We start from the raw sequence: 12,193 nt of genomic DNA, 5'->3' as shown, positions 1-12,193 counted from the left end.
AAATCCAACTATTACAAATTTTTGAATATTTTTTTTATAAATTTTGTTAAAAATATAATTTTAATTCAGCATAAACAAACAAATCTTACACACAAATACAGAATTCTCACAAAATATAAAAAAATATGGGCGTAACCGGCAAAAAAAAGCCTTATGAATTCAAAAGGCTTTTTCCCTAATTCAAAAAAACTAATTGCTGCTAAACAATATTAAAAAACTAACTATTAAAAAAATTAATTAAATGGCCTTATTTTGAAGTTATTTTTTTTGCAGGTGCACTCGTAATTCTTAATAAATATGTTCCTTCAGGAAGATCGTTAATAGTCATTGAATTATCCCCTACTACTTTTTGTCCTTGCGAATACACTTCTATATTTTTGCTTCCCATATTTACATCTTTACTTACAATTATATTGCTTGATGTAGTTTTTGCCGCAGTTTTAGATTTTATGGCAGCACCTTTTGCTTTAGGAGCTGCTGTAATTTCTGCAGCAACTATTAAAGGTTTAGAACTATTATAAGACTCCGCTGCCTGTTCATCAGTCAAAGCTACATCATAGATTTTTAAATCATCCACATCAGCATTTATACCAACTGTTGTATTTATTTCACCTAATCTAAAAATAGTACCTTTTGTAGAACGTTTTAAACCGCTTATGTATTTTAACAACTCTCCGTTACGGTACATTTTAGAAACTGTTCCATCAAAAGTTATCGTATATTGATACCAAACACCTTTTGCTATTGGAGTCGAAACAATAAGATCATTTGCAGCGCCCCAGCCAGCCAGACTTAAATCTGAATTAGAAGAGACTGTCGACTGCTGCAGCAAACCAAAATATTGAGCATTATAGGCTGAACCATAACCCCAGATATAATTTGCCGATGCTATATCATTAAATTTAATCCAAATGCTAACAGTTCTCGCTTTATTACCTTGCGGCAGATCATCTACAACGGCTTCCAGTGCTTTATTATTTAATCTTTGAGCATTTCCGGCAGCTCCAGATCTATCGGGTACAAAATCATTTGTTCCCATAAAAGAAATTGTATTAGATTCATTATTTAAAGTCCCATTGAAATTAAACTCCTGAATTGGATTTTGAGCAGTTGCATTTAAACAACTTACAAACATTACTGAGAGTAGAAATTTTTTCATAATAGCAGAATTTAGGGTTATAAATAAAGTGTTTCATTTATACAGAGCTAAACTATACTATTATGTTTTTCGTCGGAAATTTTTTCGTTAACATACCTAAATAATCGTTAAAATAACCAAAACTGATGATTTTTTACATAAAATTAATTTTAATTATACTACTAAAACAATTCTTAAAATTATAAATTAACCTCAATTACAATTAAAATATCTTACGTATAAATACGGTATATTCAAACAAAACAAAATAATTAACATTTAGGAATTTTATGTTTCAAAGTAATATTATCCTATTATACTGAATCTTTAAATAACGTAAAAGTTCACATAAAAAACTCCATTCGCAGAACGAATGGAGTTTAATATTTTTAAAAATAGTTATTATTTTACAAATTCAATTTTTTGAGTTTCTTCTTCATTAACACTGTCAAAGAATCCTTGTTCGTTCATCCACTCATCACTAAATACTTTACTCATATAACGTGAACCGTGATCAGGGAAGATTGCAATAATGTTGCTGTCTTTTGTAAACTCTCCTTCTTCTGCATACTGTTTAATTGCCTGCATTACTGCTCCAGATGTATATCCAACAAATAAACCTTCTTTACGAGTGATTTCTCTTGCTGAATGGGCACTTTCTTCATCGGTAACTTTCATAAACTTATCGATGATATCAAAATCTGTTGCCGAAGGAATTAAATTTTTACCTAAACCTTCAATACGATATGGATAAATTTCTTTATTATCAAATTCTCTTGTTTCGTGGTATTTTTTCAATACTGATCCAAAAGCATCTACTCCTAAGATTCTAATATTTGGATTTTGCTCTTTTAAGAATTTTGCTGTTCCGGAAATTGTTCCTCCGGTTCCGCTGCAAGCAATAAGATGTGTGATTTGTCCTTTTGTTTGTTCCCAAATTTCGGGACCAGTAGTATTGTAATGGGCATCAATATTTAGCTGATTGAAATATTGATTGATATAAACTGAACCCTTTGTTTCTTCGTGTAATCGTTTTGCTACATTGTAGTATGATCTTTCATCATCTGCAGAAACGTGAGCCGGACAGACATAAACTTTTGCACCTAAGCTTCGCAGCATGTCAATTTTATCCTTGGATGATTTTGAACTCACGGCCAAAATACAATTGTAACCTTTTATAATGCTTACCATTGCTAAACTAAAACCTGTATTACCTGATGTAGTTTCTATAATGGTATCGCCTGGTGATAATATTCCTTTTCTTTCGGCTTCTTCAATAATATATAACGCTATTCTATCTTTTGAGGAATGACCTGGATTAAAAGCTTCTACCTTTGCGTAGAAATTTCCTTCTAACTCTTCGGTGATTTTATTTAGTTTAATAAGCGGGGTATTACCTATTAATTCTAAAACATTATTATAAGCGTTTATTTCTTCTTTCATAAAAAAATAGTTAATCAAAGGTATTTTTTAAGCACCTTGACAGGTTGCAAATTTAACAAAAAAAATCTAATTAGCTTTTAATTTTTTCTAAATCTAATAAAAAACTAAATTCTTTTGCTAAATCTTTTAAAGCTTCGAAACGTCCTGAAGCCCCGCCATGTCCGGCATCCATATTCGTATCTAAAAACAATTGATTATTATTTGTCTTTAAATCTCTTAATTTAGCCACCCATTTAGCTGGTTCCCAGTATTGTACTTGAGAATCATGCAATCCTGTAGACACATACATATTAGGATATTTTTGTGCTTTTACGTTGTCATAAGGTGAATACGACAACATATAATCGTAATACTTTTTATTGTTTGGGTTTCCCCATTCGTCATACTCTCCGGTTGTAAGCGGAATACTATCATCCAGCATTGTTGTAATAACATCTACAAATGGTACTTGCGCTATAACACCGTTGTACAACTCTGGTGCTTCATTTACGATCACCCCCATTAAAAGTCCTCCTGCAGATCCACCTTCAGCATAAAGATGTTCTGGCGAAGTATATTTTTCGTCTATTACAAATTTAGAGCAATCGATGAAATCTGTAAAGGTATTTTTCTTTTTTAACAGTTTCCCGTCTTCATACCATTGTCTTCCTAAATCTTCTCCACCTCTAATATGGGCAATTGCATAGACAAAACCACGGTCTAGCAACGAGAGCCTTGTCGAAGAAAAATAAGTATCCATTGTAATTCCGTATGAACCATAAGCATAAAGAAGTAAGGGATTTTTACCATTTTTCTGCATTCCTTTTTTATAAATCATCGAAATTGGCACTCTTACACCGTCTCTTGCTGTTGCCCAAACTCGTTCTTCGACATAATTTTCTTTATCAAATTTTCCGCCTAAAACCTGTTGTTCTTTTAAGATTACTTTGGTTTTAGTTTTCATATTAAAATCAATTACAGATGACGGCGTGGCAAGCGATTGATAGCTGTAACGCAGAATATCGGTATCGAAATCAATATTTGTTGTAGTAAAAGCATTGTATGTTTCGCTTCCAAAAGGCAGGTAATAATCCGGCTCATCATTCCAAGGCATAATTCGGATATGATTTAAACCATTCGAGCGTTCTTCTACAACTAAAAAGTTTTTAAATATCTCGATCTCTTCCAACAAAACATCTTCCCTATGCGGAATAACATCAACCCAGTTTTTTTTGCCCGTTTTATTTTCAGGCGTTTTCATCAGCTTGAAATTGGTTGCTTTGTCTTTATTAGTTAAGATATAAAATGAATCTTCATAATGAGAAATGCTGTATTCTAAACCACGAACACGGGGCTGAAATACCTCAAATTCTCCATCCGGATTATCTGAATTTAGTATTCTGTATTCTGTGGTTAAAGTACTCGATGAACCAATTACAATATATTTCTTTGATTTTTCTTTACTTATCGAAACATTAAAAGTATCATCTATTTCGTCATAAACTAAAACATCATTTTTAGAATCTGTGTTTAATTTATGTCTGAAAATCTTGTCAGCTCTTAAAGTTACTTCATCCTGTTTGGTATAAAAAATAGTTTTATTATCATTTGCCCAGACAGATCCTCCTGTTGCATTTTCGATTTTATCTGATAGAATTTCTCCTGTTTCAAGATTCTTAATTTGAATGGTATAAATCCTTCTTCCAACAATATCAGTTCCAAAACTGGCAAATTTATTATCAGGGCTTATACTCAACCCTCCTAATTTAAAATAAGCATGGCCTTTTGCCAATTCGTTACAGTTGAACAAAATTTCTTCTTCTGCTGAAAGGCTTCCTTTTTTTCTTGAAAAAATTGGATAATCCTGTCCTGTTTCAAAACGTGTAATATAAAAATATCCGTTGTAGAAATAAGGAACTGATGAATCATCTTCTTTAATTCTTCCTTTCATTTCTTCATACAAAGATTCCTGAAAACCTTTTGTATGAACGGTCATTTTTTGGTAATATTCGTTTTCTTTATTCAGATAATCAATAACTTCTGGGTTTTCTCTGTCATTCAGCCAAAAATAATTATCGATTCGGGTTTCTTTGTGTTTTTTTAATGTTTTTGGAATTTCCTTAGCCTTTGGAGCTTGTATATTTTCTTGCATTGATTGAGCATTTGTTTTTAAATACGAAGGAGCAAAAGTAGTACAAACGCAACAGAACAAAATTAATTTTTTCATAAAATATTCTATTGATTTAATAAAGCAATATACTAATTTTGTATGAAATAATTTAAAAATCAACAAAAAATGGATTTAATGGGAATGATGGGGAAACTTAAAGAAACCCAGCAGAAAATTGAAGATACAAAGAAACGCCTTGACACTGTTTTAATTGACGAACAAAGCGCTGACGGATTATTAAAAATTACAATTACTGCCAATAGAAAAATAAAATCAATCTCTGTTGATGATTCTCTTTTAGAAGATAAAGAACAACTGGAAGATTATTTAATTGTAACACTAAACAAAGCCATCGAAAGAGCTACAAGCGTAAACGAAAGTGAACTTGATGCTGTAGCAAAAATGGATATGCCGATGATTCCGGGAATGGATAATTTGTTTAAATAAAGAGACAAAGGTTCAGAGTTACAAAGAGACAAAGGTTAAAAAAAAAGGAGGCTGTCTCAAAAGTAAAATCAAGCTGTTGAGAATCGCGTAAATGGAAATTTTCTCCGATAGGTATCCGAATAAAAAAGAGGTTGTCTCGACTTTTGAGACAGCCTCCTTTTTTTAGGTACGACAAAGAAAACCTTTGTCTCTTTGTAACTCTGAACCTTTGTCCCTCTTTCCTAAATCTTCGAAAACATCTCCAAAACATAAGTATGCATTACTTCTTTATAGTCTAAATGGGTAACGATTCTTAGTTTGTTATGTCCTAAGGAACTTATTAAAATATTTTTTTGTTTTAATTTTTCAATCAAAAGCTGATCACTATAACCTTCGGCCAATGAAAAAATCAAAATATTTGTTTCTACGGGTTCTACAGATGCAATCCAGGATTTTGTACTTAAAATAGCCCCTATTTCTTTTGCTCTGCGATGATCTTCTGCAAGACGTTCAATATTGTTAGCCAGTGCGTATAATCCCGCTGCGGCTAAATAACCCACCTGACGCATTCCGCCGCCTAATATTTTTCTGATTCTTAATGCTCGGTGAATATCTGCTTTGCTTCCCAATAAAACCGAGCCAATTGGCGCACCCAAACCTTTTGATAAACAAACCGAAATAGTATCGAAAATGGCACCAAATTCCTTCGGGTTTTGTCTTTTGGCAACCAATGCATTCCAAATTCTGGCTCCATCCAAATGAAACTTCAAATTATTAGCATCACAGACTTTTTTTATTTCTCTTAAATCTTCTAATTCATAACAAGCTCCGCCGCCTTTATTGGTCGTATTTTCAACACAAACCAAACTCGTCAGCGGACTATGATAAAATTCAGGATCATTAATCGCTGCTGCCACCTGTACCGCATTTATCATTCCCCGATCTCCATCCAGCAAACAGCACGAAACGCCGCTGTTAAAGGAAACTCCACCCCCTTCATAATGAAAAACGTGAGCATATTTATCGGCAATTAATTGTTCACCGGGCTGTGTATGCAGTTTGATTGCAGTTTGATTCGCCATAGTTCCCGACGGAAAAAAAAGTCCAGCTTCCATACCAAAAAAATCGGCTATTCTTGTCTCTAATTCGATAACCGTAGGATCTTGTTTGTATACGTCGTCTCCAACCTGAGCGTTAAACATATACTGCAGCATCTCGTATGAAGGTTTGGTAATGGTATCGCTAATTAAATTTATTTCCATATAAAAACTATATCTTTTTTGGACAGCAAAATTACATATTACTGTTTGTTATTAATCCCAAGTTTTAATAAATTTTAACTTGTGAATTACTTAGAACCAAATTAACGTAATATTTATAAAAAACATATAAAACTAGCATTAATAATTCGAAAATTGATTTCTTGCTTTAAGAAACAATTGTGTCTGCTAAAAAAAGTCTTTTAGGGTTTGTACTTTTTGCACAACAATTTAATGCTGAATTCTAAAAACTAAATCTTATTTTTGCAGAACGAAATTACACATTAGTTTTTTTTACCCAGCCTAATGTAATATCAACAAAAAACATCTAAAAAAACAAGTTATTAATTTATGACAACAGCCGAACAAGTAAAAGGTATTGTGGAGCGCCTTGGTGCGTTGAGGAGGTATCTTTGACGTTGATGCCAAGCTAATCGAAATCGCAAACGAAGAAGAAAAAACTTTTGCACCAGATTTTTGGAACAATCCAAAAGAAGCCGAAAATATTGTAAAAAATCTTCGAAACAAGAAAAAATGGATTGAAGATTATGATAAAGCCGTAGGTCTTACAGATGAACTACAGCTGGCTTATGATTTTTATAAAGAAGGAGAACTTTCGACAGAGGAGTTAGATGAACAATACACCATAACTCAATCTCATATAGAAAACATCGAATTCAAAAACATGCTTTCTGACGAAGGCGATAGTTTAAGTGCAGTGGTTCAGATTACTGCCGGAGCCGGCGGAACAGAAAGTTGTGACTGGGCAGGAATGCTGATGCGTATGTACATGATGTGGGGAGAAAGTTATGGATATAAAATAAAAGAACTTAACTTTCAGGAAGGTGATGTTGCCGGTATTAAAACCGTAACTTTAGAGTTTGAAGGCGATTATTCCTTTGGATACTTAAAAGGAGAAAATGGCGTTCACCGTTTGGTTAGAATATCTCCTTTTGACAGTAATGCCAAACGTCATACTTCATTTGTATCTGTTTATGTTTATCCGCTTGTTGATGACAGTATCGAAATTGACATTAATCCAGCTGATATCGAAATTACAACCTCTCGTTCGAGTGGTGCCGGAGGACAGAACGTAAATAAAGTGGAGACGAAAGTACAATTAGTTCACAAACCAACCGGAATCCAGATTCAGTGTTCTGAAACGAGATCTCAGCAAGATAACAGACAGCGTGCTATGCAGATGCTTCGTTCTCAATTATATGAAATTGAATTAAAGAAACAACAAGCACAGCGTGCCGATATCGAAGCCGGAAAAATGAAAATTGAATGGGGTTCGCAGATTCGTAATTATGTAATGCAGCCTTATAAATTAGTTAAAGACGTTCGTACAGGTTATGAAACCAGCGATGTTGATGGTGTAATGAACGGAAATATAGATGCCTTCTTAAAAGCCTATTTAATGATGATGGGACAAAAAGAGGAGGAATAAGTCACAGTGTTCAGTTTTTAGTATTCAGTCTCAGTTTACAGTAAACTTGAAACGTGAAACATGAAACCTCAAACTAAAAAGAAAAGATCATGATAAAATGGGCAGATGTAATTCATTTTACAAATAAAGGAAATCCGGCTCCTGAAAAAAGAGTGGAGAAAACAGAAGAAGAATGGAAACAGCTTTTAACTCCGGAAGAATATCTGGTAACACGTTTAAAAGGAACCGAAAGATCTTTTAGTTCTGAATTATGCAGTTTATTTGACCCCGGTATTTATGAGTGTAAATGCTGTGGAACCGTTCTTTTTGATGCAGGCGAAAAATTTGAATCCGGAACTGGCTGGCCATCATTTACGCAGCCTATTAAAGAAAATGCGATTGGTTATCATGCCGACAAATCATACGGAATGATTCGCGTTGAGGTTGTATGCAATGTGTGCGATGCGCATTTAGGTCATGTTTTTCCTGACGGGCCGCCGCCAAGTGGTTTACGATACTGCATTAATGCTGTTTCATTATCAAAAATTAAAGAATAAATTCATGAAGCGATTCCTTTTAAAAGTGAATCGCTTTTTTTATCAGAATAACTTAACAAAACAAATGTAAGTTACTGCTTACCAATAAAATAATTTATTTTATCGAAAGTAATTTTTAAGATAATTCGCCTAAAAACATAATCTTCACAAATCAATTTATTAAAAAACACGCAAAAATTTAATATTTAAAATGTTAATTTTGTAATATTTATACTTCTATTTTAAATATTTATTAAGAAATGCAAAAAAAATATTAGGTAATTAAAATCTAATTTATTTTATTTGGCAAAAATTAACCCTTAGTCGATTAAAAATTGTCAATGAGATCCTATTCAATTCAAGAAATTAATGAAGTAATTAATGGCGTAATTTACGGCACAACTTCGCAGAGCATTACCGCAACAGAGCAATTAGAAAAAGCTACAACTTCAGAAATTTCGTTTATAGGAAACAAAAAATATGAAAAATACTGGTCGACATCAAATGCATCAATTGCTGTTGTCAACGAAGACATTTCGATTGAACCTGGAGAAAACCGCGCTTTTATAAAAGTAAAAAATGCCGATTTGGCCATGTCGCAAATTCTGGCACTTTTTGCTCCGCCTGCTCCAATTTTTCATAATAACATCCATAGAACTGCTACTATAGACGAAACAGCAATTATTGGCGAAGGTGCTAAAATTGGTGCCGGCTGTTATATTGGGCCAAAAGTTGAAATTGGTGCCAATGCAGTAATTTATCCAAATGTTACTATTCTGGATGAATGTACCATTGGAAAAAATACCATTCTTTGGTCAGGAACAGTTGTTCGTGAGCGTTGCCATATTGGAAGTGATTGTATTATTCACCCAAACGCAACAATTGGTGCTGATGGTTTTGGTTTTCGACCTTGTACTGAAAAAGGTTTAGTTAAAATTCCACAAATTGGGAATGTAATCATTGGCAACGGAGTTGAAATTGGAGCAAATTCTTGTGTTGACCGTGGAAAATTTAGTTCGACAGTTTTGGGAGACGGATGTAAAATTGATAATTTAGTTCAAATTGGACATAACAGTAAATTAGGCCGATTCTGTATTATGGCAGGAAACAGTGGTTTAGCAGGTTCTGTAACTTTAGGAAATGGTGTTATTATTGGCGGAAGTGCCTCTATAAAAGATCATACCACTATTGGAGACGGAGCTGTAATTGGTGCTGGATCTGGTGTTACCGGAGACGTCCCTGCAGGAAAAACAATGCTGGGTTATCCGGCTGTTGAAGCTCGTGATGCTTTAAAACAATGGGCGATGCTAAAACGAATGGTTTGCACTCCTAAAAAATAAATTAATCTATAATTCTTAATATATTTAACACATAGAAACATAGATTTTGTACGCTCAAAAAGGCGTTTCACTTGTTTAAATAAACATAGTTAGGCTATGTGTTAGAAACTAGTTTCTTTTTACTCCCTTCTTTAAACTATAAATCCTATGTTTCTATGTGTTTAAATAAAAAACCAGGATTATAAACTTTTTCTTAATTCACAAAGCAATCGGTTTATTTCAATGGATTTTGTAAATTAGCCAACACTATTTTGTAAAATCAATATTATATCATGGATTTAAACTTCAATAAAAACGAAGATCACAATAAACTATTACTTTCAGAACTAAAACAAAAATTTGCTAAAGTAAAACTGGGCGGCGGCGAAAAACGTATCAAAAAATTACATGCCGAAGGAAAAATGACGGCTCGTGAACGTATCGCTTATTTGTTAGACGAAAATTCAGAGAATATTGAAATTGGCGGTTTTGCCGGAGAAGGAATGTACGCTGATCATGGCGGATGTCCTTCTGGTGGAGTTGTTATTAAAATAGGATACATAAAAGGGAAACAATGTGTTGTAGTTGCCAATGATGCTACTGTAAAAGCTGGTGCCTGGTTTCCTATTACAGCTAAAAAAAACCTGCGTGCTCAGGAAATTGCAATCGAAAACAGACTTCCTATTATTTATTTGGTAGACAGCGCCGGAGTTTATCTGCCAATGCAGGATGAAATTTTCCCCGATAAAGAACATTTCGGCCGCATCTTTAGAAACAACGCTCAAATGAGCAGTATGGGAATAACGCAAATCGCTGCCGTTATGGGAAGCTGTGTTGCCGGAGGTGCTTATCTCCCAATTATGAGCGATGAAGCTTTAATTGTAGACAAAACAGGAAGCATTTTCCTTGCAGGGAGTTATTTAGTCAAAGCTGCAATTGGCGAAACGATTGATAATGAAACTTTGGGCGGCGCAACAACACACTGCGAAATTTCGGGAGTGACTGATTATAAAGCCAAAGATGATAAAGATGCTTTAGACAAAATCAAAAATATTGCTGATAAAATTGGTGATTTTGATAAAGCCGGCTATAGCCGAATTAAAGCTGAAAAACCTGCTTTAGACCAAAATGATATTTACGGAATTTTACCAAAAGCAAGAAACGAACAGTACGATATGATGGAAATCATCAATCGTTTGGTTGATAATTCAGAATTTGAAGCTTATAAAGACGGTTACGGTCAATCTTTAATTACGGGTTATGCTAGAATTGACGGCTGGGCAGTTGGTATTGTAGCTAATCAGCGTAAAGTGGTGAAAACAAAAAAAGGCGAAATGCAGTTTGGCGGCGTAATTTATTCTGACAGTGCTGATAAAGCAACTCGTTTTATTGCTAACTGTAATCAAAAGAAAATTCCGTTGGTATTTTTACAAGACGTTACCGGATTTATGGTTGGTTCAAAATCAGAACATGGCGGTATTATTAAAGATGGTGCCAAAATGGTAAATGCGGTAAGTAATTCTGTTGTGCCAAAATTTACTGTAATTGTGGGTAATTCATATGGAGCAGGAAATTACGCCATGTGTGGAAAAGCCTATGATCCAAGATTAATATTTGCCTGGCCAAGTGCAGAACTTGCTGTTATGGGCGGAACACAAGCTGCTAAAGTTTTAGCGCAAATCGAAGCTTCTTCGCTTAAAGCAAAAGGAGAAGTTGTTGACGAAGCCAAAGAAACAGAATTATTCAACAAAATAAAAGCACGTTACGACGAACAGACTTCGCCTTATTATGCTGCATCAAGATTATGGACAGATGCGATTATTGATCCGCTGGATACCCGCAAATGGATTTCAATGGGAATCGAGGCTGCCAACCACGCTCCTATACAAAAACCGTTTAATCTGGGTGTAATTCAGGTTTAATATTTCACTAAAACAGATAACGTGTTAAATAAATAGTAAAAAACTTATTTTCAGATACTTAAATTAAATATATCATTAAAAAATTATTAACTTTATATATAATTTTTAATCACGTAGTATCATGGAAAATGTCAAAAGCTTAAATAAGTGGGCAAACGCCCATACTTATTTACCAGTAGATTTAGTACGTATAATATTGGGTGTTTTTCTATTTATGAAAGGAGTTTCTTTTGTAACAAACGTTCAGTATTTACATGATTTAATTTCTCCAATTGATCGGTTCGGAGGCGGAATGTTTCTTCTGCATTATATTGCACCGGCACACATGATTGGAGGCATAATGATTGTTTTTGGGCTACTTACCCGCTGGGCAATTGCAGCTCAATTACCAATACTATTTGGAGCTGTTCTCGTAAACTTTATGGGACACATGCATTCTGAAAGCTTAATTCTTGCAATTGTAGTTTTACTCATTTGCATCTTCTTCTTATTTTACGGAGGAGGAAAACATTCTGCCGACTATTATTTTAAAATGCAGCAATAAAAATATTTTATCCTCAACTTTTAATAGT

Annotated in this window: 10 protein-coding genes; 6 read left to right on the top strand and 4 right to left on the bottom strand. The window is 33.8% G+C overall.

Features of this window, described 5'->3' with window-relative positions:
* Positions 1-247: 247 nt before the first annotated feature.
* The 3 genes from AABD74_RS12980 to AABD74_RS12970 all read right to left on the bottom strand — a co-directional run bounded on the left by AABD74_RS12980 (position 248) and on the right by AABD74_RS12970 (position 4,787).
* Entirely contained in the window at positions 248-1,159 is a 912-nt protein-coding gene (locus tag AABD74_RS12980) for a LamG domain-containing protein (RefSeq protein WP_232682458.1), read from the bottom strand.
* A 381-nt stretch (positions 1,160-1,540) separates the two neighbouring features.
* Positions 1,541-2,581: a PLP-dependent cysteine synthase family protein gene (locus tag AABD74_RS12975; RefSeq protein ID WP_232682457.1), complete on the bottom strand. Its 1,041-nt coding sequence runs from the start codon at positions 2,579-2,581 to the stop codon at positions 1,541-1,543.
* 70 nt (positions 2,582-2,651) lie between these two features.
* Entirely contained in the window at positions 2,652-4,787 is a 2,136-nt protein-coding gene (locus tag AABD74_RS12970; RefSeq protein ID WP_406843131.1) for a S9 family peptidase, read from the bottom strand.
* A 69-nt stretch (positions 4,788-4,856) separates the two neighbouring features.
* Here AABD74_RS12970 and AABD74_RS12965 point away from each other — a divergent pair, with 69 nt between their 5' ends.
* Complete coding sequence (locus tag AABD74_RS12965) at positions 4,857-5,177, top strand: YbaB/EbfC family nucleoid-associated protein (protein ID WP_053473588.1); 321 nt, start codon at positions 4,857-4,859, stop codon at positions 5,175-5,177.
* Positions 5,178-5,398: 221 nt separating this feature from the next.
* Here the strand turns inward: AABD74_RS12965 and AABD74_RS12960 are convergent, their stop codons facing one another.
* Positions 5,399-6,418 carry a low specificity L-threonine aldolase gene (locus AABD74_RS12960; protein ID WP_232682455.1) on the bottom strand — a complete coding sequence of 340 codons (1,020 nt, stop codon included), beginning with the start codon at positions 6,416-6,418 and terminating at the stop codon, positions 5,399-5,401.
* A gap of 348 nt (positions 6,419-6,766) precedes the next feature.
* Here AABD74_RS12960 and prfB point away from each other — a divergent pair.
* The 5 genes from prfB (at position 6,767) to AABD74_RS12935 (ending at position 12,165) form a co-directional block, all read left to right on the top strand.
* Positions 6,767-7,865 (top strand): peptide chain release factor 2 gene (gene prfB / locus AABD74_RS12955; protein WP_232682454.1). Its coding sequence is split into 2 segments (ribosomal slippage): positions 6,767-6,829 and positions 6,831-7,865, totalling 1,098 coding nucleotides; the frame shifts between segments, so codons are not numbered across the junction.
* A gap of 89 nt (positions 7,866-7,954) precedes the next feature.
* On the top strand, positions 7,955-8,401 hold the full coding sequence (gene msrB, locus AABD74_RS12950) for a peptide-methionine (R)-S-oxide reductase MsrB (RefSeq protein ID WP_406843130.1): 447 nt from the start codon (positions 7,955-7,957) through the stop codon (positions 8,399-8,401).
* Between the two features lie 320 nt (positions 8,402-8,721).
* Positions 8,722-9,720, top strand: coding sequence for a UDP-3-O-(3-hydroxymyristoyl)glucosamine N-acyltransferase (gene lpxD, locus AABD74_RS12945; RefSeq protein ID WP_232682452.1), 999 nt, complete (start codon positions 8,722-8,724; stop codon positions 9,718-9,720).
* Positions 9,721-9,992: 272 nt separating this feature from the next.
* On the top strand, positions 9,993-11,621 hold the full coding sequence (locus AABD74_RS12940; protein WP_406843129.1) for an acyl-CoA carboxylase subunit beta: 1,629 nt from the start codon (positions 9,993-9,995) through the stop codon (positions 11,619-11,621).
* A 121-nt stretch (positions 11,622-11,742) separates the two neighbouring features.
* On the top strand, positions 11,743-12,165 hold the full coding sequence (locus AABD74_RS12935; protein WP_053473598.1) for a DoxX family protein: 423 nt from the start codon (positions 11,743-11,745) through the stop codon (positions 12,163-12,165).
* Positions 12,166-12,193 lie beyond the last annotated feature (28 nt).

The organism is Flavobacterium soyae, assembly GCF_045348165.1.
Lineage (GTDB): Bacteria > Bacteroidota > Bacteroidia > Flavobacteriales > Flavobacteriaceae > Flavobacterium > Flavobacterium soyae.
The sequence above is the reverse complement of the archived record's forward strand: the minus strand, read 5'-3'. Positions and strand labels throughout refer to the sequence as shown.